The 24,642-nt window shown below is 73.0% G+C and carries 23 protein-coding genes; 18 read left to right on the plus strand and 5 right to left on the minus strand.

All coding sequences use genetic code 11. The features are described 5' to 3' along the window. Positions 1–170: 170 nt before the first annotated feature. The 8 genes from K7472_RS19040 (at position 171) to K7472_RS19075 (ending at position 7,811) form a co-directional block, all read left to right on the plus strand. Positions 171–515 (plus strand): YbaB/EbfC family nucleoid-associated protein, encoded by a 345-nt coding sequence (locus tag K7472_RS19040; protein ID WP_222979638.1) that lies wholly within the window; start codon positions 171–173, stop codon positions 513–515. A gap of 149 nt (positions 516–664) precedes the next feature. Then, positions 665–1,264, plus strand: a complete 600-nt coding sequence (recR, locus tag K7472_RS19045; RefSeq protein WP_222979640.1) for a recombination mediator RecR — start codon at positions 665–667, stop codon at positions 1,262–1,264. A 262-nt stretch (positions 1,265–1,526) separates the two neighbouring features. Further along, complete coding sequence (locus K7472_RS19050) at positions 1,527–2,144, plus strand: DUF5063 domain-containing protein (RefSeq protein ID WP_109454788.1); 618 nt, start codon at positions 1,527–1,529, stop codon at positions 2,142–2,144. 254 nt (positions 2,145–2,398) lie between these two features. Continuing rightward, a complete protein-coding gene (locus K7472_RS19055) occupies positions 2,399–3,670 on the plus strand; it encodes an aspartate kinase (RefSeq protein WP_109454586.1) in 1,272 nt (423 codons plus the stop codon). After that, positions 3,667–4,737, plus strand: coding sequence for an aspartate-semialdehyde dehydrogenase (locus tag K7472_RS19060; RefSeq protein ID WP_222979643.1), 1,071 nt, complete (start codon positions 3,667–3,669; stop codon positions 4,735–4,737). The genes K7472_RS19055 and K7472_RS19060 overlap by 4 nt, the downstream gene beginning before the upstream one ends. A gap of 290 nt (positions 4,738–5,027) precedes the next feature. Continuing rightward, positions 5,028–5,693 (plus strand): SigE family RNA polymerase sigma factor, encoded by a 666-nt coding sequence (locus tag K7472_RS19065; protein WP_252395850.1) that lies wholly within the window; start codon positions 5,028–5,030, stop codon positions 5,691–5,693. After that, the gene (locus tag K7472_RS19070; RefSeq protein ID WP_222979644.1) at positions 5,690–6,880 is read left to right on the plus strand and encodes a hypothetical protein; all 1,191 of its coding nucleotides are present in this window, start codon (positions 5,690–5,692) and stop codon (positions 6,878–6,880) included. Before K7472_RS19065 ends, K7472_RS19070 begins: the two co-directional genes overlap by 4 nt. Before the next feature lie 55 nt (positions 6,881–6,935). Beyond that, the gene (locus tag K7472_RS19075; RefSeq protein WP_222979646.1) at positions 6,936–7,811 is read left to right on the plus strand and encodes an SURF1 family protein; all 876 of its coding nucleotides are present in this window, start codon (positions 6,936–6,938) and stop codon (positions 7,809–7,811) included. 16 nt (positions 7,812–7,827) lie between these two features. On the opposite strand, the gene K7472_RS19080 is transcribed toward K7472_RS19075, so the two are convergent. Both K7472_RS19080 and K7472_RS19085 read right to left on the minus strand, forming a co-directional pair. Then, positions 7,828–9,681: a S9 family peptidase gene (locus K7472_RS19080; RefSeq protein WP_372457993.1), complete on the minus strand. Its 1,854-nt coding sequence runs from the start codon at positions 9,679–9,681 to the stop codon at positions 7,828–7,830. Between the two features lie 150 nt (positions 9,682–9,831). Next, complete coding sequence (locus K7472_RS19085; protein WP_222979648.1) at positions 9,832–10,023, minus strand: DUF1059 domain-containing protein; 192 nt, start codon at positions 10,021–10,023, stop codon at positions 9,832–9,834. A 170-nt stretch (positions 10,024–10,193) separates the two neighbouring features. Here K7472_RS19085 and K7472_RS19090 point away from each other — a divergent pair, with 170 nt between their 5' ends. Both K7472_RS19090 and K7472_RS19095 read left to right on the plus strand, forming a co-directional pair. Then, entirely contained in the window at positions 10,194–11,279 is a 1,086-nt protein-coding gene (locus K7472_RS19090; RefSeq protein WP_222979650.1) for a class I SAM-dependent methyltransferase, read from the plus strand. A gap of 110 nt (positions 11,280–11,389) precedes the next feature. Then, entirely contained in the window at positions 11,390–12,151 is a 762-nt protein-coding gene (locus tag K7472_RS19095) for a helix-turn-helix transcriptional regulator (RefSeq protein ID WP_222979652.1), read from the plus strand. A gap of 53 nt (positions 12,152–12,204) precedes the next feature. Here the strand turns inward: K7472_RS19095 and K7472_RS19100 are convergent, their stop codons facing one another. Further along, positions 12,205–14,058, minus strand: a complete 1,854-nt coding sequence (locus K7472_RS19100) for an ABC transporter substrate-binding protein (RefSeq protein WP_222979654.1) — start codon at positions 14,056–14,058, stop codon at positions 12,205–12,207. 261 nt (positions 14,059–14,319) lie between these two features. Between K7472_RS19100 and K7472_RS19105 the strand changes: the two genes are divergently transcribed. From K7472_RS19105 to K7472_RS19130, 6 genes are all read left to right on the plus strand, one after another. Beyond that, entirely contained in the window at positions 14,320–14,760 is a 441-nt protein-coding gene (locus K7472_RS19105; protein ID WP_222979655.1) for a hypothetical protein, read from the plus strand. Positions 14,761–14,879: 119 nt separating this feature from the next. Then, positions 14,880–15,665 (plus strand): DUF5819 family protein, encoded by a 786-nt coding sequence (locus tag K7472_RS19110; protein WP_222979657.1) that lies wholly within the window; start codon positions 14,880–14,882, stop codon positions 15,663–15,665. Then, positions 15,665–16,702, plus strand: coding sequence for an HTTM domain-containing protein (locus K7472_RS19115; RefSeq protein ID WP_222979659.1), 1,038 nt, complete (start codon positions 15,665–15,667; stop codon positions 16,700–16,702). The genes K7472_RS19110 and K7472_RS19115 overlap by 1 nt, the downstream gene beginning before the upstream one ends. After that, on the plus strand, positions 16,695–17,075 hold the full coding sequence (locus K7472_RS19120; protein ID WP_222979661.1) for a thiol-disulfide oxidoreductase DCC family protein: 381 nt from the start codon (positions 16,695–16,697) through the stop codon (positions 17,073–17,075). Before K7472_RS19115 ends, K7472_RS19120 begins: the two co-directional genes overlap by 8 nt. Next, positions 17,063–18,325: a M23 family metallopeptidase gene (locus K7472_RS32750; RefSeq protein ID WP_252395852.1), complete on the plus strand. Its 1,263-nt coding sequence runs from the start codon at positions 17,063–17,065 to the stop codon at positions 18,323–18,325. Before K7472_RS19120 ends, K7472_RS32750 begins: the two co-directional genes overlap by 13 nt. A gap of 128 nt (positions 18,326–18,453) precedes the next feature. Beyond that, the gene (locus tag K7472_RS19130; protein ID WP_222979663.1) at positions 18,454–20,481 is read left to right on the plus strand and encodes a S53 family peptidase; all 2,028 of its coding nucleotides are present in this window, start codon (positions 18,454–18,456) and stop codon (positions 20,479–20,481) included. A gap of 147 nt (positions 20,482–20,628) precedes the next feature. On the opposite strand, the gene K7472_RS19135 is transcribed toward K7472_RS19130, so the two are convergent. Further along, a complete protein-coding gene (locus tag K7472_RS19135; RefSeq protein ID WP_222979664.1) occupies positions 20,629–21,528 on the minus strand; it encodes a hypothetical protein in 900 nt (299 codons plus the stop codon). Between the two features lie 174 nt (positions 21,529–21,702). Then, the gene (locus K7472_RS19140; RefSeq protein ID WP_222979666.1) at positions 21,703–22,257 is read right to left on the minus strand and encodes a DUF1990 domain-containing protein; all 555 of its coding nucleotides are present in this window, start codon (positions 22,255–22,257) and stop codon (positions 21,703–21,705) included. A 179-nt stretch (positions 22,258–22,436) separates the two neighbouring features. On the opposite strand from K7472_RS19140, the gene K7472_RS19145 reads away from it, so the two are divergent. Both K7472_RS19145 and K7472_RS19150 read left to right on the plus strand, forming a co-directional pair. Then, positions 22,437–23,135 carry an SDR family oxidoreductase gene (locus K7472_RS19145; protein WP_222979668.1) on the plus strand — a complete coding sequence of 233 codons (699 nt, stop codon included), beginning with the start codon at positions 22,437–22,439 and terminating at the stop codon, positions 23,133–23,135. Between the two features lie 210 nt (positions 23,136–23,345). Further along, on the plus strand, positions 23,346–24,107 hold the full coding sequence (locus K7472_RS19150) for a metallophosphoesterase family protein (RefSeq protein ID WP_222979670.1): 762 nt from the start codon (positions 23,346–23,348) through the stop codon (positions 24,105–24,107). Positions 24,108–24,642: the final 535 nt, after the last annotated feature.

Here is a 24,642-nt window from a genome sequence, read left to right on the forward strand (position 1 = left end):
CGTCGCCATGACATCGGCGTACTCCTGGTAGTGGTGGTGAAAGGGTGGGCGCACGGCGCACGTTCCGCCGCGCTGGATCCTCCGCACGGCGTAGCGCGCTCCGCCGTTGGAGCACGTAGGCTCGCCCTACCGCATACGTTGGAACGTTGTCGTACGGCAGGAGCGAACCCGTGATCCCCGGTGGTGGTCAGCCCAACATGCAGCAGCTGCTCAAGCAGGCCCAGAAGATGCAGCAGGATCTCGCCGACGCCCAGGCCGAGCTGGCCGAGGCGAAGGTCGAGGGCACCTCGGGCGGCGGGCTGGTGAAGGCCACCGTCAGCGGGGCGGGCGAGCTGGTCGGCCTGGTGATCGCCCCCGACGCGGTCGACCCGGACGACACCGAGACGCTTGCCGACCTCGTCCTCGCCGCCGTGCGGGACGGCAACGCGGCGGCGCAGGCGCTCCAGCAGGAGAAGCTGGGCCCGCTGGCCCAGGGCATGGGCGGCGGGGGCGGCATCCCCGGCCTGCCGTTCTGACCCCGGGCCCGCGAGCCGAACCGCGGGACCGAAGCTCGTCGCGCTGAACCGCAGGAGCCCGTCGAGCCGAACCGCAGGACCGCTCGGCCGCAGAACCGCTGAACCGCAGAGCCGCAGAACCGAAGAAGGCACAGAGAGAAGGCGTTTTCGTGTACGAAGGCGTGGTCCAGGACCTCATCGACGAACTGGGCAGGCTGCCCGGCGTCGGGCCCAAGAGCGCGCAGCGGATCGCCTTCCACATCCTCCAGGCCGACCCGGCCGACGTCCGGCGGCTGGCGCACGCGCTGGCCGAGGTCAAGGAGAAGGTGCGGTTCTGCGGGATCTGCGGCAACGTGGCGCAGGACGAGCAGTGCCGGGTCTGCCAGGACCCGCGCCGCGACCCCGCGGTGATCTGCGTCGTCGAGGAGCCGAAGGACGTCGTGGCGGTGGAGCGGACCCGGGAGTTCCGGGGCCGCTACCACGTGCTGGGCGGGGCGATCAGCCCGATCGAGGGCGTCGGCCCGGACGATCTGCGGATACGGGAACTGCTGGCCAGGCTGGCCGACGGTACGGTCACCGAGCTGATCCTGGCCACGGACCCCAATCTGGAGGGAGAGGCCACCGCGACCTACCTCGCGCGCATGGTGAAGCCCATGGGCCTGAAGGTGACGCGGCTGGCCAGCGGGCTGCCCGTGGGGGGCGACCTGGAGTACGCCGACGAGGTCACGCTCGGGCGTGCCTTCGAAGGGAGACGACTGCTCGATGTCTGACACAGCGGCCCGCGGCAGCACCCCGGGCGAGCCCCGGCCGACGCCCGCGACGACTGCCGCGTCGGCGAACGCCAAGATGAACGACAAGATGAACGACAGGGCCAACGGCACGGCGAGCGCCGCACCGGGCGCCGCGCCGACCGCGGGGTCCGGCCGTCCGGCCGCCTCGCACGCGGCGCCCCGCGCGCCCCACGCGGGCCCGGGCGACGCGCCCGCGCCCCCGCGCGGACGCGGCGGATCCGGAGCTCCGGACGACTTCGCGGTGCAGATCGCCGACCAGATCGAGAGCTTCATCGTGGCGGTGCGGGAGGTCGCCAAGGGCGACGAGCCCGACAGCGCGGTGCCGTTCCTGCTGCTGGAGGTCTCCCAGCTGATGCTGGCGGGCGGGCGGCTCGGCGCGCACGAGGACATCGTCCCGGACGAGCGCTACGAGCCCGACGCGGGCCCGGAGCCGGACGCCGACCAGCTGCGGGAGAACCTCGCCCGGCTGCTGGAGCCGATCGACGTCTACTCCGAGGTCTTCGACCCGTACGTGCCGCGCAGCATGCCGGTGGCGTGCCGGATCTCCGACGACCTCGCGGACGTGGTGACCGACCTGTCGCACGGCCTCGCCCACTACCGGGAGGGCCGGGTCAGCGAGGCGCTGTGGTGGTGGCAGTTCTCCTACCTGTCCAACTGGGGGCCGACCGCCAGTGCCTCGCTGCGGGCGCTCCAGTCACTGGTGGCGCACGTACGGCTGGACTCGCCGCTGGACGAGCTGGACGGCCTGGACACCGACACCGATGCGTCGGCCGGTGACGAGACGCTGGCGGAGGAGGCGGGCCGGGTGATGGCCGCCGAGATCGCCGAACCGCTGGGCCTGCGTCGCCCCCGCGTATGACGGGACGCGGGTCGCCCACGCGTGTGACCTGTCTTACGTCTCCGTGTGCCGTCGCGAGGAACGGGCATGCTCCGCAGCTGAAGCGGCCGAGCGGTGCACGCCTGCGCCGGTGTGATCATGTGGTGAGCAGGAAGTCTCACGATGTGATACGCCCGGGGCGGATCGTGCCCGCTCGTTAGACTGAGCCGAACGCATTCCCCCCTCGCGGGGGTCTGGGGGGAATGCCCCAGAAAACACAGTTGCGAGGAGCGCACGTGGGCCTTGTCGTGCAGAAGTACGGCGGCTCATCCGTTGCGGATGCCGAGGGCATCAAGCGCGTCGCCAAGCGGATCGTCGATGCCAAGAAGAGCGGCCACCAGGTGGTCGTCGTGGTGTCGGCGATGGGTGACACGACGGACGAGTTGATCGATCTCGCCCAGCAGGTATCTCCGATCCCTGCCGGACGCGAGTTCGACATGCTGCTGACCGCCGGAGAGCGGATCTCCATGGCCCTGCTGGCGATGGCGATCAAAAACCTCGGTCACGAGGCGCAGTCCTTCACCGGAAGCCAGGCCGGTGTCATCACCGACTCGGTCCACAACAAGGCCCGGATCATCGACGTCACGCCGGGCCGCATCCGCACCGCGCTGGACGAGGGCAACATCGCCATCGTCGCCGGGTTCCAGGGTGTGTCCCACGACAAGAAGGACATCACCACGCTGGGCCGGGGCGGCTCGGACACCACGGCCGTGGCGCTGGCCGCCGCGCTCGACGCCGAGGTCTGTGAGATCTACACGGACGTCGACGGCGTCTTCACCGCCGACCCGCGGGTGGTGAAGAAGGCCCGCAAGATCGACTGGATCTCCTTCGAGGACATGCTGGAGCTGGCCTCGTCCGGATCCAAGGTGCTGCTGCACCGCTGCGTGGAATACGCGCGCCGATACAACATCCCGATCCACGTGCGCTCGTCCTTCTCCGGACTGCGCGGAACCTGGGTCAGCAACGAACCGCTAGGGGGCCACCCGATGGAGCAGGCGATCATCTCGGGGGTCGCGCACGACACGTCCGAGGCGAAGGTCACGGTCGTCGGCGTACCGGACAAGCCGGGCGAGGCCGCGACGATCTTCCGCGCGATCGCGGACGCGCAGATCAACATCGACATGGTCGTGCAGAACGTGTCGGCCGCCTCGACCGGTCTGACCGACATCTCGTTCACGCTGCCGAAGACCGACGGACGCAAGGCGGTGCAGGCGCTGGAGCGCACCCGCCCCCAGGTCGGCTTCGACTCGCTGCGCTACGACGACCAGATCGCCAAGATCTCGCTGGTCGGCGCCGGCATGAAGACCAACCCCGGCGTCACCGCCACGTTCTTCGAGGCGCTGTCCAACGCGGGCGTCAACATCGAGCTGATCTCCACCTCGGAGATCCGCATCTCGGTGGTCACCCGCGCCGACGACGTCAACGAGGCGGTCCGCGCCGTCCACACGGCCTTCGGTCTCGACACCGAGAGCGACGAGGCCGTGGTCTACGGAGGGACGGGCCGATGACCGCATCCGTCAAGGGCCCGAAGCCCACCCTGGCCGTCGTCGGTGCCACCGGCGCGGTCGGGACCGTGATGCTGGGCATCCTCTCCTCGCGCGAGGACGTCTGGGGCGAGATCCGGCTGATCGCCTCGCCCCGTTCCGCCGGGCGCAGGCTCGTCGTGCGCGGCGAGGAGGTCGAGGTCGTCGCGCTGAGCGAGGAGGCGTTCGAGGGCGTCGACGTCGCGATGTTCGACGTGCCGGACGAGGTCTCCGCGCAGTGGGCGCCGATCGCGGCGGCCAAGGGCGCGGTGGCGGTGGACAACTCCGGCGCGTTCCGCATGGACGACGACGTTCCGCTGGTGGTCCCGGAGGTCAACGCGCACGCGGCGCGGATGCGTCCGCGCGGCATCATCTCCAACCCCAACTGCACGACGCTGTCGATGATCGTGGCGCTGGGCGCGCTGCACGCCGAGTTCGGCCTGTCCGAACTGGTCGTCTCCTCCTACCAGGCGGCGTCCGGCGCGGGCCAGCCCGGCATCGACACCCTGCGCGAGCAGATCGCCAAGGTGGGCGGCACCTCCCTGGGCACCCAGCCCGGTGACGTGCGGCGCGCGGTCGGCGACTTCGGCCCGTTCCCGGCGCCGCTGGCGCTCAACGTGGTGCCGTGGGCGGGGTCGGTGAAGGACGAGGGCTGGTCCAGCGAGGAGCTGAAGGTCCGCAACGAGTCCCGCAAGATCCTGGGCCTGCCCGGCCTGCGGGTCAACGCGACCTGCGTGCGCGTCCCCGTCATCACCACGCACTCGCTCACCGTCCACGCGCGGTTCGAGAACGAGGTCTCGGTGGCCCGGGCGCACGAGATCCTGGGCAGCGCGCCGGGCGTCGTGGTCTGCGACAACCCGGCCGAGGGCGAGTTCCCCACCCCCGCCGACGCGGTGGGCACCGACCCGACCTGGGTCGGCCGGGTCCGCCGGTCGCTCGACGACCCGTACGCGCTGGAGCTGTTCCTGTGCGGCGACAACCTCCGCAAGGGGGCCGCGCTGAACACCGCGCAGATCGCCGAACTGGTCGCCGCCGAACTGGCCGGTGCCTGAACACCCGGCCGAACGGCCGGTCTTGTGAAGGACTTGTGACGAAGTCTATGGTCTGTACCGCTTGAAGCGGACCGCTCGGACGTTCGACAATGACGCTCCCCGCCTCGCTGCCACGGCAGTTGGGCGGGGAGCGTGTTTTTTCGTACCGGCGGCTTCGTATCGGCGGTAACGGGGGCGTATCGGGTAGTCGGCGCAGACCGGGGCAGTGGGGATGAGTTGGTTCGCATGCGGATCTCGTACAACCCTCGTGGGCGGGCGGGAGTCCAACAGTCGTGGCAGAGGCACTCGGCATGGCAACGCCCCTCACGGCGCCGCTGGGACGGGCGGGGACCGCTCCCGCGCGTGCGCGTGCGTCCCGCCCCTCGGGCGGCCTGCCGGTGATCGCCCCCTGGCCGGTCGCCCACGCGCCGTCGGACGCCCCGGTGAGTGCCACCGCGGCCGGCGCTGACGACGCGATGACCGCGGGCACCACGGTCGACCACCTCACCGAGACCTACCGCGCCCACTACCGCTCGCTGCTCGGCCTCGCCGCGCTGCTGCTGGACGACACCGCGTCCTGCGAGGACGTCGTCCAGGAGGCGTTCATCCGGGTGCACTCCGCGCGCAGCCGGGTCCGCGAGCCCGAGAAGACCCTCGCCTACCTGCGTCAGACGGTCGTCAACCTCTCCCGCTCCGCGCTGCGCCGCCGCATCCTGGGCCTGAAGCTGCTGTCCAAGCCGATGCCGGACATGGCCAGCGCCGAGGAGGGCGCCTACGAGCAGCTCGAACGCGACCAGCTCATCCGCTCGATGCGCGGCCTGCAACGGCGGCAGCGCGAGGTGCTGGTGCTGCGGTACTTCGCCGACATGACCGAGGCGCAGGTGGCCGAGACGCTGGGCATATCCATAGGCTCCGTCAAGGCGTACGGGTCCCGTGGCATCGCGGCCCTCCGTGTCGCCATGGAGACCCCGGCATGACCCGACACCCCTTCGGCCCGGAAGGCATGGCAGAAGACGACACCCCGCGCGACAGAACCCCGCGCGACAGAACCCCGCGCGACACAGGCCGCGACGAATCCGGCCTCCGCGACGACCGCGGTCACGACGACCCCGGCCACGGCGATCCCTTCGGCGCGCCTTTCGGCGAGGACGAGCTGCGCCGCCTGATGCGGAACGCCGTGGGCGACGTCGACCCCTGCCCCGAGGCGCTGGACAGGCTGCGGCGGGGTGTGCCCGCGCGGCGGGCGAGACGGCGGCAGGCCGTGGTGGGCGCCGCCGCGAGCGTGCTGCTGGTCGGCGCCGCCGTGCCCGCGCTGCTGCACGTCACCTCCGGCGGCGGCATGGACAACACGGGCGCCGCGCACGCCCCCGGTGCCCAGGGCGACAGCAGCAGCCCCGGGGGGGACGGCGGGGGTGCCCCGGACGCCGACGGGGGCCTGCTCGGCGCTCCCGCGACCGTCACCGCCGGGCCGACCGCGTCGCCCTCCGCCGCCGCCAGCAGCGCGCCGTCGCCCGGCGCCTCCGACAGCCCGTCCGGCGTGGCGATGCCCCCCGCCACGTTCGTCACCTCGCCGGCCTGCTCGCGCACCCAGCTCGGCGACGGCACCGCGCAGGCCGCCGCCCCCGACCAGCAGGGCCGTGTCTACGGCTCGTTCCGCGTCGTCAACGTCTCGCACACCAGCTGCACGGTGAGCGACGGCGGCGCCCTCTCGGTCACCGCCCAGGGCGCGGCCGACGCCTCCAGGATCCAGGTCGTCCAGCACACCGAGGGCGATCCGGCGACCGAGCTGCCCGACCCGGCGACCGAACCGGACTCCGTGGTCGTGCCGCCGGGCCAGGCCTACCAGGTCCGCTTCGCCTTCGTGCCCGCCCCCGGCGGCGGCACCTCGGGCTGCGCCACCGACCCGCCACCGTCCTCGGGCGGCACCGGCGGATCGGGCGGGGCGTCCGGCGGCTCGGGCGACGGCACCGGGACCGGCTCCGGCGCGACCCCCGGCGACGGCACCGGGAACGCGGGCGGCGGCGCGGCGCCCACCAGCACCCCGTCCGGCGAGGGCGTCGCGGTGACCGACGTGACCACCCAGGGCGGCCCCGCCCCCGCCGTCACCCTGCCCTCGGCCTGCGCCGGGACCGTCTACCGCACCGAGGCGCTGCCCGTCCCGTAGCCGGGAGCCGGGGGGCGGGTCCGTGCGGCCCGCCGCGCCCCCTTACCGTTGAGACGTGTACCGGTTCCTGCTGACCCCCCGCTGGCTCGGGATCACCCTCGTCTCGCTCCTCGCCATCCCCTTCTGCGTCTTCATGGGGACCTGGCAGCTGAGCCGGTTCGACGCGCGCGTCGCCCAGCACCGCACCGCCGAGCACGCGCCGCGCCCCGGCACCGCCCCCGCCGTCCCGCTGAGCCGGGCCCTGCCGACCGTGAAGACCCCGGTCGACCAGGCCACCTCGGGACGGAACGTCACCGTGACCGGGCACTACGACCCCGCCCACCAGTACCTCGTGCCGGACCGCTACGTGGACAACCGCGGCGGCTTCTACGTGCTCGGGCTGCTGCGCACCGGCGACGGCGCGCTGCCGGTGGTGCGCGGCTGGCTGCCCGGCGACGCCGACCACCCCGGGCACGTTCCGGCGCCGCCGCCCGGGCAGGTCACCGTCACCGGCACCCTCCAGGCGTCGGAGGCACCGGGCGACGACGGGGTGGACTCCGACGGCGGGCTGCCCGCCGGACAGCTCGGCATGATCAGCGCCGCCTCGCTGGTCAACCTGGTGCCGTACCCGGTCTACAACGGGTGGATCACGCTGGTCGACGCCGCGGCGCCGATGAAGCCGGTGCCGCCCGCCGCGCCGCCCAACACCGGCCTGGACATGCAGGCGTTCCAGAACCTCGGCTACACCGGCGAGTGGTTCGTCTTCGCCGGTTTCGTGGTCTTCATCTGGGTCCGGCTGGCCCGCCGCGAGGCGGAGGTCGCCCGGGACCGGGCACTGGGCCTGATCCCGGACGAGGAGGACGACGACACGGAGCCGGAGCCGGACGACGAGGCGAGCACGGGCGACGAGGTGGAGGCGGACGCCGCCGCCTCACACCCCGTCACGCCGTAACGGCCGTAGCAGCCGCTCAGGACTGCGGTGCCGAGCCCACGCCGCTCAGCGGGGGCCGTTCGCCGGAGTCCGGGCCGCCGCCCAGGTGCTTCTCGGCGAACGCCAGCTCCAGCCGCAGCTGCTTGATCCGCTCCTCGACGACGAGCGAGCCGTGCCCGGCGTCGTAGCGGTAGACCTCGTGGGCCTTGCCCAGCTCCGCCAGCCGCCCCACGTAGTTGTCGATCTGCCGTATCGGGCAGCGCGGGTCGTTGGTGCCGGCCGAGACGAACACCGGCGCCCGCACGGCCTCCACGTAGGTGATCGGCGACGACGCGGTGTAGCGCTCGGGCACCTCCTGCGGCGAGCCGCCGAACATCGTGCGGTCCAGCGCCTTCAGCGGCTCCATCTCGTCCTCGTAGCTGGCCAGGTAGTCCGCCACCGGCACCGCCGCGAGCCCCACCGACCACGACTGCGGCTGGGTGCCCAGCCCCAGCAGCGTCAGGTAGCCGCCCCACGAGCCGCCGGACAGCACCAGCCGCGACGGGTCGGCCAGCCCGCTGTCCACCGCCCAGGCGCGCACCGCCGCGATGTCCTCCAGCTCGATCAGGCCCACGCGGATCTTCAGCGCGTCCGTCCACTCCCGCCCGTAGCCGGTGGAACCGCGGTAGTTGACGCGTACGACCGCGTAGCCGTGGTCGACCCAGGCCGCCGGGGCCGCCGCGAAGGCGTCGCTGTCGTGCCAGGCGGGACCGCCGTGGATGTCGAAGACGGTCGGGAACGGGCCCTCGCCCTCGGGCCGCTGCACCAGCGCGTGCACCGGGCCGCCCGGGCCGTCCACCCAGACGTCCTCGACCGGCACCGACGCCGGGGCGGTGAAGCCCGGCGCCTCCAGCACGAGGTCGCCCCGGTCGGAGCGCACCTGCGGCGGCAGCGCGGCCGACGACCACAGGAACTCCACCGTGCCGTCCGGGCGGGCGGTGGCGCCGCCGATGGTGCCGGGGTCGGTGGGGATGCGGGTGAGCGCGCCGCTCGCCAGCTCGTGGCGCCACAGCTCGCTGCGGCCCCGGTAGGTGTGCTCGACCAGCAGCGCCGAGCCGTCCGGGTACCAGTCGGCGCTGATGTCGCCGGGCAGGTCGATCGCCAGTTCCGTCAGCCCGCCGCTCGCCACGTCCCACAGCGCGGGCTCCCAGCGGCCGCGCCGCTGGTGGCCGACGAGCAGCCGGGTGTCGCCCGCGACCGGGGCGAACCCCAGGCATTCCAGGCCGAGTTCGCGGGTGCCGCCCTCGGTGTCGTCCAGCTCGGCGACCGTACGGCCGTCGAGGCCCACCACGCGCAGCGCGCTGTGCATCGCGTCGCCGTGCTCGGTGTGCTCGATCACCAGCAGCGTGCCGTCCTCGCTGAGGTCGCCGACGCCCGCGGACTGCTCGTGGCGGTAGATCTCCACCGGCTCGGCGCCCGGCCGCAGCACGTGCACCGTGGTGCCCTCGTCGTCCGTCGAGCAGCCGACGACCGCGAGCCCGTCACGGCCCAGCGCGATCCCCGCCGGGTACGCGGCGGCCACCCCGGGCGCGGCCGGGACGTCCTCGCCGCCGTGGAACGGCTGGCGCATCCACACGCCGAACTCGTCGCCGTCGGTGTCGGAGAACCACCACACCCACGCGCCGTCCGGCGTCAGCGTGCCGTCGGTCGTGCCGTTCGGCCGGTCGGTCACCTGCCGTCGCGCGCCGGTCGCGCGGTCCCAGGCGTACAGCTCGAACGTCCCCGTGGCGTTGGAGACGAACAACGAACGGTCAGGGGCGTCCTGCGCCCACTCCGGGAGCCCCACCCGCGGTGCCCGGAACCGCTTCTCCCACTCCGGCATGCCGGCCAAGACATCACTCATACCGTCCATCAAACCCGATCCGCCGCCGGCGGGGCAGGCTGCGTCGGGTCACACGTGCCGGAGCGGACGGGCCGCGCCCGCCGGACAGGCCGAAGCGGCCGGGTCACACGTACTGGGTCACACGTACTGGGTCACACGTACTGGGTCACACGTGCCGGGTCACACGTGCTGGGGTGCCTCGTCCTTCAGCATCGAGCGGATGCCCTCGCGCAGCGCGGGGGTGTCCTGCTCGCTGTGGACGGACGCGGCGTGCTCCGCGGCGGCGCGCACCACCTCGTCCTCCTCGCCGGAGATGGCCAGCGAGCAGTCGACCTCGCTGGGATAGTCGCGGCAGTCGATCGTCTTGCGCATGAGGGACCTCCCGGGTCTGTTCCGTGCCCCCGGTTCCGTACCCCCAGTCTCGTCGCGCCGAGTCGCCCCGCGCTGTACGGGAAACCCCGTATGGCCGCGCGCCCCGCGCCCTGCTGGAGTGGGAACCGTTGGAGTGGGGGCGTAACCCGACCACCGGGAGGTGGACCGCCATGGCGACGCGGACCCCGGCGCCCGAGCGGCACGTGGACGAAGACAAGGTGATGGAGTTCCTGGAGCAGGTGGTCACCGACGGGGCCGCCGCGATGTCGGGGCTGTGCACGTCGATCGGCGACCGGCTCGGGCTCTACACCGCGATGGCCGGAGCGGGCCCGCTGACCTCGGCCCAACTCGCCGACCGCGCGGGCCTGATGGAGCGCTACGTACGCGAATGGCTGGCGGCGCAGGTGGCCGGCGAGTACGTCACGTACGACGCCGGGGACGACACCTACACGCTGCCGGACGAGCACGCCGCCGTGCTCGCCGACGCGAGCGTGCCCACCTACGCGGCCGGGTTCTTCACCATGCTTCAGGCGCTGTACGACACCGAGGACGCGCTGCTGGAGGCGTTCCGCAGCGGGGACGGGGTGGGCTGGGAGGCGCACGGCCCGGCGCTGTTCGCGGGCACCGCCAAGTTCTTCCGGCCCGGCTACACCGCGGCGCTGGTGCCCGAGTGGCTGCCCGCGCTGGAGGACGGCGGGCGCAGGCTGGCCGACGGCGGCAAGGTGGCCGACGTGGGGTGCGGGTTCGGCTACTCGACGATGCTGATGGCCCGCGAGTACCCCGCGTCCTCCTTCCACGGCTTCGACTTCCACCGGCCCTCGGTCGAGCGGGCCCGGGAGATCGCGGCGCGGGAGGGGCTGGCGGACCGGGTGGGCTTCGACGTGGCGACGGCGCAGGACTACCCCGGCGAGGACTACGACCTGGTCACCTTCTTCGACTGCCTGCACGACATGGGCGACCCGGGCGCGGCCCTGCGGCACGTCGGCGAGACGCTCGCGGACGACGGGAGCTGCATGATCGTCGAGCCCAACGTCTCGGACGACGTACGCGAGAACGGCCATCCCATCCGCCGGGCGATGGTCAACGCCTCCGTCGCCCTGTGCCTGCCCGCCGCCCTCGCCCAGCACGGGCCCAGCGCGATGGGCAATCACGCGGGCGAGGAGGCCCTGCGCGACCTGGCAGGACGCGCGGGCCTGACGCACTGGCGGCTGGCCGCGGAGTCCCCGGTCAACAAGGTCTACGAGGTGAGCAGGTAGTCCCTCCCCGGCTCCGCCGCCCCGCCCTGCTCCCGCGTCGCGCCCGCCCCTGCCCCGCTCCCGGCCCCGGGAGGCTTGACCGGTGAACAGGGCGGGCGGAGGCTTGAAGGGTGACCGCCGCGCCCGGGGAGGCCGGGCTGCGACGCATCCTCGCGGTCGTGGACCTCCTGATTGACGCCGTCGACGAGGAGACGCTCCTCCCGGCGCTGCTGCCGTCGCTGCTGCGCACCGTGCCGGGGGACAGCCTGGTGTGGTCGGTCCGGCCGTATCTCCCCGGGGAGCCGGTGGTGAGCCTGCCGCGAGACCTGCTGTCCCCGCGGGAACTGGCCGCGTTCGCCGCGCACCGCGCCCGCGACCCGCTGGTCGCGCACACCACGGTGGGCTCGGGCGTGCCGATGCGGCGCTCCGACCTCCAGACGCGGGCGGAGACCCGGCGGCTGGGCGCGTACGCGGAGGTGTACCGGCCGATCGGCGCCGAGTACCAGCTCGCGATGGCGTTCCCGGCGGGCCGCGGACCCCGCGGGCGGCGCAGCGTGTGCTGCGTGGTGAACCGCTCCGCGCGCGACTTCGACGACGCGGACCTGGCGGCGGCCGCCCTGCTGCGCAGCCGCCTCAGCCACGCGCTGACCCGCCTGTCGACGGAACCGGATCCGCCGACGGCCCCTCGCGGGGCGGGCGACGGGATCACCCCGCGCGAGGCGGCGGTGCTCGACCTGCTGGCGCGGGGGCTGACCGACCGGCAGATCAGTCACCGCCTGGGCGTCAGCCCCCGCACCGTCGACAAGCACCTGGAACACGCCTACCCGAAACTCGGGGCCCACGGCCGCGTCGAGGCGGCGACCCGCTGGCTGCACCGGCGGCCGCCGCCGTGACCCGGTGACGTGGAGAACCTCTGGCACCCCCGCGTGTCAGACGTGTCCCGTGCTCACGGCAGGCCCGGGGCGTCCGCGCACCACCTCGCCTCGTCCGGGGCCGAGTCGCCGCAGCTGCCCTCCAGGGTGGGCGGTCGGCCGTGCGCCACCGTCAGGATCGCCACCATCTTGCGGACCGGCACGTGGTCGGGGCCGATGGTGATGGGCGCGCTGGCCGCGCCGCCGATGCGCAGACCGCCCAGCGCCCGCGCCAGCCCGGCCCGGGTCGCCGACGGGCCCAGGTTCTCGATCGCGGTGAGCATGGTGAGCGTCGCGTCGTAGCCGAGCGCCGCGTGCCCGTCCAGCGACCGGCCCTCGTTGCCGTCGCACTCGAAGGGGAAGAGGGTGTCGAGCGTCGCGTAGAAGGTGTTGCCCGCGCCCTGTTCGCAGGTCTGCGGTGCGATGGCGAACGACGTGTAGTGGAAGGGCACCGAGCGGTACATGCCGCGCAGCCGGGGGTCGGCGACGTACCGCGTGATGTCGTCGTCGGTCAGGATGCGCGGCGGGGTGTCGCCGCAGGTCGAGTAGATGCCGTTGAGGAAGTCGCCGAAGTCCTCGGCGCGGCCCGCGTAGTAGACGGTGCCGGGGTAGCCGCACGCCGTCGCGCCCGCGCCGTCCGCCGAGGGCGGCCCGCCCGGACGGCTGAACGCGGGCCTGAACGCGGCCTGTTGAACGGCCACCCCCTTCGCCGCGAGGGCCGCGCGCAGGTCGGCGGTCAGGTTGCGGCTGTACAGGTCGTCCGGGTCGGCGGACGCGTAGATCCGCACCGAGCGCGCCCCGGCGCCGTCGCCCGCGGTGAGGAACGCGGTGTCGACCGCGGCCGCCCAGCGGTCCTGCGGCGCCACCTGGAAGTACATCGGCGAGGCCGAGGCGAACTGGTCGGCGGACAGCGCCGCGGCCATCATCGGCACGCCCTGGCGGCCGAACTCCCGGATGGTGCGCAGCGTCTGGGTGCGGCTCTGGTCCAGGCCGACCACACCGATCGCGGGCGGACCGGAGGCTCCGGTGCCCCGCGGCCACCGGGCCAGCAGGTCCGCCGCCTCCACGCCGTGCGCCATCCCGGCCGCGCCGTTGACGACCAGGACGTTCACCAGCGGTGCGCCAGGCGTCTCACGTTCCAGCGACAGCCGCTGCGCCGCGGCGATCCCCTCCAGCGTCTCCCGCTCGGCGACCAGGGTGGTGGGGAAGGAGTCCCGGGAGGTCAGCGCGCCCACGTAGGCGAGGGTGACGTAGGGGCGTTCGGGCTGCCGCAGGTGGTCGGCGGCGCCGGTGCGGTTCTGCTGGTCGATCACCTTGACGACGTCGGCGAGCGGCCGGGACGAGGGCGTGAACGCGGTCGTGCCGCCGCTGACCCCCCAGCACTCCCCGGTGGCGGTGTCCATGCGCAGGTCCTGGCCCTGGCATGAACCGGTGGTCGCGTCGGCGTTTGACGCGTGCCGGAAGGAGAAGAATCCCGGAACCGCGAGGATCGCCACGACCGTCACCGCGGTCAGGACGGCCATCCCCGTGAGCACGCCGCGCAGCAGCAGCCGGGGCGCCCGGTCCGACGCCCGGCTCGCGGCGGGCACTTCGGGTTCCGCGGCGGCTTCGTCGGGGGCGGTGGCGGCGGTGGCGTTCGGGTCCGTCGCCGTGGGCGTCCCGGGCGGTATCCCCCGTTCCAGCCGTCTTCGGGTGGCGACCCAGTCGGCCGGGTCCGCACCGCAGGCCCGGACGAACGCGGTGAGCAGGTCCTCGCGCGGCAACGTGCCGCGGTTGAGCGCGGTCGCGAGCGTGCTGGCCGGAAGTACGTCACCGTTGCGGGTGGCCGTCCTTTCCAACTGCCGGTACGACAGCGCCGATTGTTCCTTCAGTCTTCTGAGCTGCGCCATGAATTCCGCCGGCGTCGCGGTGCCGAGTGGATCGGCAGGTGGGGTCCCCGTATTCATCACTTCTCTTGTCTCCGCTGGTCAGACGGCGTACAGGGGTTGTTCTACTACCCCGTACGAGACATCCACAAGGCGTACGGGACACGGCTCGGACACGGTCGAACGCGTTCACTCTTGACCCCGCCGGTCCCCGGCTCGCTAGCTTCCTCGAGGGCGCCCGAACGTATGAACCAGCCAAATAACGGGAGGAAGAAGAACGTGGCGATGAACAGGACTGTTGCCGGTGTGCTGGTGGCGGCGATCGCCGCCGGTGCCGTCGGCGTGACGTCGGCCGGCTCCGCGTCCGCGTCGGCCCTGCCGACCCAGAAGGCCGCTGCCGCGCAGTCCCTCGCGGCCCCGACGGTGCTGTCCAAGGGCGCCCAGCCGGAGTTCCTGAGCGCCCTGGCGGACGACGCGGTGAAGGTCGCCGCGACCGTCAACGCGACCAAGGTCACCTACGAGGCGACCAAGAAGGTGGTCAGCACCAGCAAGAAGGTGGCGGCCAAGGCGTCGAAGTACGTCAAGAAGGCGGCCCCGGTCGCCGAGGACGCGGCCGAGGTCACCGCCGAGGAGTCGTCGTCCTCGTGCAGCGGCACCCCGGTGACCAGCCCCGCGTCGCAGCACGGCGTCATCGCCGGCGACGCGCAGTTCGACGCCCAGAACTGATCACCGGGCGCCGTGAGCCGCCCGGTTCACGGCGTCGTCGCCCGGCGCACCCGCGCCCGGCGGTGGAGACACCGCCGGGCGTTGTCCGGAGTGCGCGAAGGAGTCCGAGGGACACTCTCATGACCGACATACCCGGCCCGGACGGCTCCGGCGGCCCGGACGGCCCGCACGGCCCGCACGGCCCGTACGGCCCTCGCGGCGCGGACGGCAGTCCGGACAGCCCGCACGGTGCCGACGGTGGCCCGGCCGCCGTGCCGTGGCGGGTGCGCGTCTTCGTCGTCGCCGCCCTGCTGCCCGTGGCGCTGTTCACCGCCGCCTGCCTCATCTACAACGCGCCCGCCTCACCGGTCCAGGTCCGGCTGGCCCGGCCGGTGAACGACGTGATGGGCCCGTACTTCAGCCAGGACTGGCAGTTGTTCGCCCCCACCCCGGGCACCACCAACGACCTGCTCTACCTGGAGGTGACCATGCGCCGCGCGGGTTCGGCGACGGCCGTCCAGACCAAGCCGCTGGAGATCGAGGGCGCGATCGACCGCACCCCGCGCGAGCGGCGCTGGAACCCCACCAAACTCCCCGGCGTCGTCCTGGCGTTCCAGGAGAACGCCGCCGACTACGCCCGCCAGTCCGGCCAGATCGACGAGAACTACCCCGCCGACGAACGCGCGGCGCAGCACAAGGCGCTGCTGAAGCGGTTCACCCCGACCTTCGAGGAGTTGCAGCGCTTCCTGTCGGTGCGGGCCGCCTCGCTGTACCCGGGCGCGAAGATCCTCGCGGTGCGCGCCACGTTCAAGGAGCAGCCCATCGTGCCGTTCTCGCAGCGCTACGAGAGCCCCGCACCGAGTCAGCCGGTCTCCGGCGTCCTGCGGACCTCGTGGATGTCCTACGTGCCGGGGGTGGCGGACTGATGCGCGACCTGACACGCGGCCCGCGCCGGGCCGCCGCCGCGGGGCTCGACCGGGCGATCGCCCGCGTGGCGTGCCGCGAGCACCGGCTGATCGGCCTCGCGCTGCTGCGGATCGCCATCGGCGTCGGCACGGTGATGTACTGCCTGGCCGACTACGGTGACCGGCAGTTCTTCTGGGGCCCCCACTCCTACAACTCCCCGCAGCTTGCCGCCCAGGCCGTTCCCCATCTCGGCTTCTCGCTCTACTTCGTGAGCCACTCGCAGTGGTGGTTCGAGCTGCTCTTCCACGCCACCGTGCTGGTCGCCGCCGCCTTCGCGGTCTTCGGCGGCCGGGCGCTCACCGTCGCGACGGCCGTGCTGATGTGGTCGCTGTACTACCGCAACCAGGACGTCCTGGAGGGCGGCAACAACCTCGTCGAGATCCTCGTGATCTTCATGGCGTTCACCGTCTCCAACGCCTACTTCGCCCCCGGCGCCAAGCGCCGCAGGCAGCGGCTGCGCGAGACGGCGGGCACGCCCACGATCCGCACCGCCGCCCACAACCTGGGCACCTACCTGATCGTCTTCCAGACCGCGGTGCTCTACCTCACCGCCGGGTACTGGAAGGTCGCAGGCAAGGTGTGGCAGGACGGCGTGGCGATGTACTACATCAGCCGCGTGACCGGCTTCCAGATGTCCACCGCGTACGCGCACTGGATGAGCAACGCGACGCTGGGCACCGCGGTCTGCTACTTCACCGTCTTCGTCGAGCTGGCCTTCCCGTTCGCGATCGTCTCCACCCGGCCGTGGGTCCGCAAGACGGTCACCGTGTCCGTCGAGGCGATGCACCTGGGGATCATGGCGTTCATGGGCCTGGTCTGCTTCGGCCTGATGATGATCGGCGCCGACTGCGTCTGCCTGCGCGACGAGGACTACCGGGCGATGTGGCTGCGCGCCCGGCGGCTGGCGGACGCCGTGACCGGCCGTCTGCGCGCCGTCGACCTGCTGCCCTCGCCCGCGGTCGTCCGTCTCGCCGAACCGGAGGAACGACATGCCTGAGGCAACCGGCACCCCGGAACCCGTCGTCCTCTTCGACGGTGAGTGCGGCTTCTGCCGTGCCGCGACCGGCCGGCTGGCGCGACATCTGTCGCTGGGTGGCCGGTTGCTGCCCTGGCAGTCCGTCGACCTCGCCACCTACCGGCTGACCCGCGCCCAGGCGGAGCAGCGCCTGTGGTTCGTCACGGCCGAGCGCCGCACCGGCGGTGCGGCGGCGTTCGCGGAATGGTTCGCCACCGGCAATCGTGCGGCCCGCGCCGCCGGACGCCTGATCGCCCTGCCGGGCGTACGGAGTCTGGCGAGGGCCGTCTACGCGCTGGTGGCCCGCAACCGGCACCGCATACCGGGGCCTTGGGAGCACGCATGCGGGATCTGAACCGGCACGGCGCCACCGCCGCGTCACCGGCCGACGCGCTCCACCGCTTCCTGACCGCGGACCCCGGCGAGTGGGAGCGTCTCGCACCGCGCGTCGTGCGCAAGGTGGGACGCGAACGCCTGGAGGCGATCGTCACCGCCACCCGCGAACGCACCGGCGCGATCACCGCTGTCGAGGACGGGCCGGACGGCCTGGTGATCCGCGGCGAGAGCGGGCAGTTGCTGGCGTGGGCGGTGACCGGCGACGACGGCGTCCTGACCGGACTGCTCATCGACGGCGACCCCTACAGCCCGCCCGCGTTCCGCGTGCCGCCCGGCGCGCAGACGCTGCTGAGCCTGGCGATCTGGGCCGCGCTGCTGGCGTGGGGCCTCGGGATGTGCTGGACGGCGGGCTCGGGCTCGTCCTGGCTCACCGACCTGGCGGGAGTCGTCGCCGGGTACGTGGTGTTCGAGGGGTACGGAGAGCCCGCGACGATGCGGCGTCCGGTCCGCTGGACCTTGCGGGCGGGTGCGCCGGCGGCGCTGGCCTCCGGCTGGCGTGCGGCGCACACGCCCTTCGGCCACTCGCTGCCCAGCGCGGGCGTCGCGGCGGTCGTGTGCGCGGGCGTGATCTGGACGCTGGTCAGGCGGCGCAGGCACCGCTGGGGCACGCCGCTGTCGGCGCCGTTGCTCTTCCCGCTCAAGGGCGGCACGTGGTTCGTGGGGCAGGGCGGCGGCAAGGGCCTCAACCACCACTTCGCGATCTCGGAGCAGCGCGGGGCGCTCGACATCGTGGCGGTCGAACCGGCACACGGCAGCAGGCGTTCGGGTCGTCCCGGCAACGGGCGTGCTGGCAACGGGCTTGCTGGCAACGGGGATTCGGGTGGCGGGCGTTCGGGCAGCGGCCTGGAGTCGTACGTCGTCTACGGCGCGAAGCTGTACGCGCCGTGCGACGGCACCGTGGTCTCCGCCGCCGACGGACTGCCCGACCAGGAGCCGGGCCGCATCCGCTTCGGGCCGCTGTACGGCAACCACGTCTTCATCGACACCGGCCACGAGATCGTCAAGATGGCCCACCTGCGGCCCGGCAGCGTGGCGGTCTCCACCGGTCAGACGGTGCGGGCGGGCCAACTCGTCGGCGAGGTCGGCAACTCGGGCAACACCACCGAGCCCCACCTGCACCTGCACGCGGAACGCGACGGTGTCGGGCTGGACCTGTCGTTCGAGGACGTCGGCGGCTTCTTCCACCGCGGCCGCCTGATCCGCCACTGACCGCACGCTTCACTCGCTGACTCCGCAACGCCCCACGCACGCACGCGCGGGCGGGCCGCGGCACGCCCGAAACCGCGACGTGCCGCCACCCGCCGCGCGTTCCCCCTCCTCACGACAGGCGATCCACCGTGACACCACGACACACCGCGTTCGCGGCGGTGGCCGTGGCCGCGGCCGCCGCCGCGCTGCTCGCCCCCGTGGCGGCCGCGGCGCCGGCCACGTCCCCGGCCACGTCCCTGGCCCCGGCCACGTCCCCGGCCCCGACAGCCGCCGCGCCCACGCCCGCGCACCGCGCCCCCCTCACCGGCTCCCGGCCCGCGTTCGCCGACGCGGCCGACGACCTCGGCGCGGTCCCGTCCGAGCAGACGATGACCGCCCGGCTCTACCTCGGCTCCCGCGACCCCGCCCAACTGGCAGGTTTCCTGCGGTCGGTGACCGATCCGGCGAGCCGTTCCTACCGGCACTTCCTCACCCCCGCCGCGTACCAGCGCCGCTTCGCCCTGACCGCAGCGCAGCGTGGCGCGGTCGTCCACTGGCTCACCGGCAGCGGCCTGCGGGTGACCGCCTCCACGCCGCACTACCTCCAGGCCAGCGGCACGGAAGCGGCCTTGGCCAAGGCGCTCGGCACCGGATTCCACCGCTACGCCACCGCCTGGGGCCCGCTCCAGGCGCCGACGAAGGACGCCAGCGTCCCGGCGGCGGTGGCGGGCGACGTGATCGGTCTCGACGGCCCCACGGCCCCGGCGGCGGCGAGCCCGGCCTCCGTCCGCACGACCGCCCCCCTGCCCGCCTCCGCGGCGACCGCCGGTCGGAGCGCGGACGCCGCCGTCTGCTCCCCGTACTTCGGGCAGCGGCCCGCCTCCGGTCAGCCGCCCGCGTACGGCAGGACCGTGTCGTACGCCACCTGCCCGTACACGCCACGGCAGTTGAGGCGCGCCTACGGTGCCGCGCCGGCCGGTGCGACGGGACGGGGACGGACGATCGCGATCGTCGGCGCGTACGGCTCGGCGACGATGCCGGGGGACGCCGACACGTACGCGACCGACACGGGGGACCGGCCGTTCCGCCCCGGCCAGTACCGGCAGCGGGTCGACCGCGCGCACTGGAACACCGGCACCAAGGCCTGCGCGGCGCCCGGCACGTGGGCCGGTGAGCAGGCGCTCGACATCGAGATGGCGCACGCCTACGCGCCCGACGCCGACGTGCTCTACGTGGGCGCGAACTCCTGCCTCGACGGCGACCTGATGGACGCCGAGGCCTCCGTCGTCGACGCGCACTCCGCCGACGTGATCTCCAACTCCTGGGCCGAGATAACCCATTCGAACCCGGAACACCTCACGCCCGGCCTGGTCGACGCGTGGAACATGCTGTTCGAGCAGGCCGCGGCCGAGGGCATCGGCGTGTACTTCGCGGCGGGCGACTGCGGCGACTCCTCACCGGCCGCCGCGGCCCACGGCCTCAACTGCGACCCGGCGACGACGCAGGCACAGGCCGACTTCCCCAGCGGCTCGCCCTGGGTCACCTCGGTCGGCGCGACGACGCTGGCCACGACCCGCAGCGGCGACTACGCCTGGGAGACGAGCATGGGCGACGTGCTGTCGATCCGCCCCGGCGGCACGGGGGCGTGGGCGCCGATCCCGGGGGTGTTCGCCTTCGGAGGCGGCGGAGGGCGGGCGGACGCGGCCGAGCCCTGGTACCAGAAGCGTGCCGTGCCCACGGCCCTGTCCACCGTGCGCGGCGCCGCCCACCGGGTCACCCCGGACGTCTCGCTGGAGGGCGACGGCGCGCTGCCGGTGCTCGTCGGTTACACGGCGGGCGGCACGTTCCAACTCGTGGGCTACGGCGGCACGTCCGCCGCGGCCCCCGGCTTCGCCGCGATCCAGACGGACGCCGAACAGGAGGCGGGCCACGCCTTCGGCTTCGCCAACCCGCTGCTGTACGCGCTGTCCACCGCGGGCGTCTACCACGACGTCACCGCCACCCCGACCCCGACCGCCGTCGTCCGCGACATGGGCCCGGAAGCGGGCACCCTCCGCTACCTCCTCTACACCCTGGCCGAGGACAAGGGCCTGAAGGCGGCGAAGGGCTACGACGAGGCCACGGGGCTGGGCTCCCCGAACGCGGCGTATCTGCGGTGGTTCGGAAAGCACCACTGAGCGGTGGTATTCGGCGCCTGGGGCGGCGGTCAGGCGCCGCCGCCGTCCCAGGAACCGCCGAGGTCCAGCAGCCGTTCCCGGTACTCGATGTCGGGCCGGGCGGCTCAGGGCGCCCGTGCGCGCACCGCCGTCCGCCAACGGCAGGGCTCACGCTCTCGTCAGAGCCTCCGGCCGGTGGCCCGCGAGGGCCGCGCGGACGAGGGCGCGGCCTCGGCAGGCTCTGCTGGCGCGTTCGAAGGCGTCGGTGCGCGGGGTGTCGTGGCCCGCGCAGGTGCGGCAGATGCCTGGGGCAGGCACCGGGCGTGCGCAGGCGGTGCACTCGTACGGGTGACGTGGGCGCCCAACCGCCTCGCGCGCGGGCGGAAGTTTTCGCACCAGGCGGTCGCGGAGCAGCGCGACCGCGCTGTGCACGTGTTCCGGCAGTCCGCCGAGCAGCGCGCCCGCCAAGTCGCGCTGGCCGTAACCCGGTTCGACCCACGCGGTCACCAAGGGCACGAGGCTCGCGGTCTCGGCGACACCAAGACGTAAGCGCGGCTCCGGACCGATCACGCGGTGCAGCAGGGCTGCCGCCGCGCTCGTCCCGGTGGTGGGCGCCGTCGTCCGCCCTCCCGCCCCGGCGACGCGGCCGCCGACCTCGGGGCGACGACGCGCCGGGAGGGTGGGTGCTTCCTTCCGGTTCTTTACGGGAAGGAAGTCGGCGCCACCGGAAGCCGGGCGACCGGAGCCCGGAAACCTGGCACTCGGAGCCGACGCCCCGCGCGGGGTGTCGTAGACGTGCGCCTCGCTGACGAACGTCCCGTCCGGACGACGGACGCGCTCGACGCGGTAGTAGCCGTGGGCGGTCAGCTCGCGCAGGGCCTTGGCGACCGAACAGCGGCCCTGCGGGCTGGTGTCGGCCATGTGGCGGCCGTCCTCGCGCCAGCCGTCGGGGCGCGAGAGGAGGTCGGCGAGCAGACCCCGGAAGGTGTACGAAAGTCGCCGGTCCTGCAACACCGTGTTCGGCAGAACGGTGAAGCCGCGCGTATGGCGGCTACGATGGATGTGCATGGGGAGGTTGGCTCCTGGTGCCGGACCCCGGAGCGTTGGCGCGCTGCCGGGGTCATCTCTATGGAGTTCGTCGGTCACAGAACGTATCACGCGAAGCAGACGTGATCGTCCGTCTCGGCAAGGCCACCCGTAAGGCTCAACTGCCCAGCGCGGCAACGCGATCCGGCAGCCCCGTCACCCTGCCGCCCGCGCCACCACCCGCAAGTACCGTTCGATCGCCAGGTGTTGGAGCGCAGCCGCCACCGGTCGGCCCAGCCGCGCGTACCAGGCCGACAGCCGTGAGAACGCGGTGACCTCGAACCACACGTCGCCGTCCGCGTCCATGCTCACCACGAAGGACTCCTCGCCGCACTCCGGGTGCCCGGGCAGCGTGCCGTACGCGAAACCGACGCGGTCGGGCTCCTCGACGGTCCACACCACCCGGCACGGGATCACCAGCCGTGCCGTCCGCAGCCCGGGCAGACCGATCCGCAGCAGCACGGTCGTCCCGGCCGCGACCCGGGCGGGCGGCGGGTAGACCGCGAACCCCGAGCCCAACTGGGTGCCCCACCCGAGCACGTACGCCCCGGCGCGCTCCAGCACCGCGGCCCCGTGACCGAGGTGGACGCGACGGCGGATCCAGGAGTAGCCCGACGGCAGCGTGGCCGCCCGGGTGGCGCCGACCTCCGGGTAGGTGGGCACGGCGGCGCAGGCGGCGAGGTAGCGGCGGCGCAGGGCGTTCGGCGGCATCCGCCATTTGTACGGCGACGGACGGGCCACCGCCAGCGCGGATCGCCGTGGGCCGGTCCGGCCGGAAGCCGCTTGCGCTGCTCCGCGGTGTAGTACGTTCCTGGCTGTCGGCCGTGGACGACGGTCGGTCACATGGCGCATCGCCCATCGCCGTACCGCCGTCAACGAGGAGGCCGTCCGTGGAACCCGTCGCTTTGGTCACGGGCGGTTCGAGCGGAATCGGCGCGGCCACCGCCCGCGCTCTGCTCGGCCAAGGTTGGCGCGTCGCGGTCACCGGCCGCGATGCCGACCGGCTGGCCTCGTTCGCCGACTCCACTGAGGCGAAGGGCCAGTTGCTGACGATCCGCGGCGACACCAGCGACGAGGGCGATGTCGCCGCCGCGGTGCGTCAGGTCACGGAGTCCTGCGGGCGATTGGACATGGTGATCGCCAACGCCGGGTTCTCGCTGCCGGGAACCCTGGAGGAGCACGAGCCCGAGGCCATGCGCGCCATGGTCCTCACCAACGTCCTCGGTCCGGCCCTGCTGGTGCGCGAGGCACTGCCGCACCTGAGGGAGTCCAAGGGCCGCATCGTGATCGTCGGTTCGGTGGCCGGCGTCAGGAACACCCCCGGCAACCTGTACTCCGTCACCAAGTGGGCCGCGCACGCGCTGGCCGAGAACGTCCGCCTCCTGGCGACCAAGGACGGCGTTCGCGTCACCGTCGTCGCCCCGGGAGTGGTGGACACCCCGTTCTGGGACGAGCGCGGCGGCAGCCCCGAGTCGGCCCCGGTACTGACCGCGGAGCAGGTCGCCGAGACCATCCTGTTCGCCGTCAACCAGCCCGAAGGCGTAGCCGTCAACCACCTCGTCGTCCGCCCCACCGGCCAGGTCAACTGATCGCGTCCGACGGCCGGGCGGTTTGCCGGTACGCCCGCCTGGCCGACGCCTGTCGGCCATGCGAACCGTCGTGATCGGGATCCGCGGTTGACGGGGGGAGAGAGGCGGACGAAGTGCCCCCGGAATCAACCCCGTTGAAGCAGGCCCCTTGAACTACGCGTCAGGCGGAACAGCCCCGCGCTCAACGGGCCTCACCCCACAGTGGTGCCCATGCTGAACCGAGTGGCCGTACTGTCCGACATCCACGGGGTCCTGCCCGCTGTGGAAGCCGTGCTCGCCGAACCCGAGGTGAGCGCTGCCGACCGCATCGTGCTCACCGGCGACATCGCCGCCGGCCCACAGCCAACCCAGGTCCTCGACCTGCTGACCAGCCTCGGCGATCGCATCGTCTGGATCGGCGGCAACGCCGACCGCGAACTCCTCGAATACCGCCGCGGCCATCGCGACTCGATCCCCGACCCGATTGCTCCATGGGCCGCCGAACAGCTGCGCGAAGACCACCTCGACCTTCTCGGCCGGCTGCCTCGCTCACTCTCTTTGCCGGTGAGCGGCCTGGGACGGGTGCTGTTCTGCCATGCCACCCCTCGGGACGATGAAGAAGTCGTCCTGGTGGACTCACACCTCGACCGCTGGCGAGAAGTCCTCAGCGGACTCGATGGCGACGTCCGCACGGTGGTCTGCGGACACACCCACATGCCGTTCGTCCGCCTCGCTCACGGCCGACTCGTGATCAACCCGGGCAGCATCGGCATGCCCTACGGACGGGCGGGAGCCCACTGGGCGCTGCTCGGCCCCGGCGTCGACCTGCGATCGACCGGCTTCGACACGGAAGCTGCCCTCACCCAGATCACTCAGGGTTCGTCCTACCCCGAAATCGCCGAGTGGGCCGACTACTTCCTGCGTGCACGGGCAACTGACGCCGACGCGCTGGAGGCCTTCGGCCCACGGGGCGGGCGCAGCGATGCGCGGTGACACCGTGGCATCGTGGATCCACCGTGGGGGCGGTCCGGCCCGGTCTCCCCGGTCGGCTACGAGTCGCGGACATCCGAGCCGCACAGGTCCGGGGCCGCTTGACCGCCGCTCTTCCCTCGGTACTGCCGCACTGCGGCTCTTCCCGCGGCGCCGGGGACCGCTCCCGGGAGAAGCCGACCAAGATCCGCACCCGGATTCCTCCCGAGCGGTCTCCAGAAACCCCTCAGGGGCCCGATTCGCGATGCGGATCAGACCCCTGAGCTGGTGTTTCACTGGTCGGGGTGGCGGGATTTGAACCCACGGCCTCTTCGTCCCGAATTCTCGGAGGGGCGGTCGGTGAGGTCATCTGCGCAGTTCAGAGGCAGTGCAAGGTGCGTTAACGGGCACTGTCTGACAGCTTAGAAATCGTTTCAGAATGATCGCGCGAGCCACCGCAGGCAGATGATCGAGCAGGCAAGTTCGAGCAGCCCCTGGTGAAGGTCCGCCCGCCTCGGTCCAGTCTCGCAGCCTGCGCCAGGCCGTCACCCCGGAGCAA

This window comes from Streptantibioticus parmotrematis (genome assembly GCF_019890615.1).
Taxonomy (GTDB): Bacteria; Actinomycetota; Actinomycetes; order Streptomycetales; family Streptomycetaceae; genus Streptantibioticus_D; species Streptantibioticus_D parmotrematis.

What these genes read in the sequence shown, in the direction of transcription:
- K7472_RS19060 (WP_222979643.1), top strand. Translation starts at nt 3,667, where the DNA reads ATGACCGCATCCGTCAAGGGCCCGAAGCCCACCCTGGCCGTCGTCGGT.
- K7472_RS19065 (WP_252395850.1), top strand. Translation starts at nt 5,028, where the DNA reads ATGGCAACGCCCCTCACGGCGCCGCTGGGACGGGCGGGGACCGCTCCC.
- K7472_RS19070 (WP_222979644.1), top strand. Translation starts at nt 5,690, where the DNA reads ATGACCCGACACCCCTTCGGCCCGGAAGGCATGGCAGAAGACGACACC.
- K7472_RS19080 (WP_372457993.1), bottom strand. Translation starts at nt 9,681, where the DNA reads ATGGACGGTATGAGTGATGTCTTGGCCGGCATGCCGGAGTGGGAGAAG.
- K7472_RS19085 (WP_222979648.1), bottom strand. Translation starts at nt 10,023, where the DNA reads ATGCGCAAGACGATCGACTGCCGCGACTATCCCAGCGAGGTCGACTGC.
- K7472_RS19090 (WP_222979650.1), top strand. Translation starts at nt 10,194, where the DNA reads ATGGCGACGCGGACCCCGGCGCCCGAGCGGCACGTGGACGAAGACAAG.
- K7472_RS19100 (WP_222979654.1), bottom strand. Translation starts at nt 14,058, where the DNA reads ATGGCGCAGCTCAGAAGACTGAAGGAACAATCGGCGCTGTCGTACCGG.
- K7472_RS19105 (WP_222979655.1), top strand. Translation starts at nt 14,320, where the DNA reads ATGAACAGGACTGTTGCCGGTGTGCTGGTGGCGGCGATCGCCGCCGGT.
- K7472_RS19110 (WP_222979657.1), top strand. Translation starts at nt 14,880, where the DNA reads ATGACCGACATACCCGGCCCGGACGGCTCCGGCGGCCCGGACGGCCCG.
- K7472_RS19115 (WP_222979659.1), top strand. Translation starts at nt 15,665, where the DNA reads ATGCGCGACCTGACACGCGGCCCGCGCCGGGCCGCCGCCGCGGGGCTC.
- K7472_RS19120 (WP_222979661.1), top strand. Translation starts at nt 16,695, where the DNA reads ATGCCTGAGGCAACCGGCACCCCGGAACCCGTCGTCCTCTTCGACGGT.
- K7472_RS32750 (WP_252395852.1), top strand. Translation starts at nt 17,063, where the DNA reads ATGCGGGATCTGAACCGGCACGGCGCCACCGCCGCGTCACCGGCCGAC.
- K7472_RS19135 (WP_222979664.1), bottom strand. Translation starts at nt 21,528, where the DNA reads ATGCACATCCATCGTAGCCGCCATACGCGCGGCTTCACCGTTCTGCCG.
- K7472_RS19140 (WP_222979666.1), bottom strand. Translation starts at nt 22,257, where the DNA reads ATGCCGCCGAACGCCCTGCGCCGCCGCTACCTCGCCGCCTGCGCCGCC.
- K7472_RS19150 (WP_222979670.1), top strand. Translation starts at nt 23,346, where the DNA reads ATGCTGAACCGAGTGGCCGTACTGTCCGACATCCACGGGGTCCTGCCC.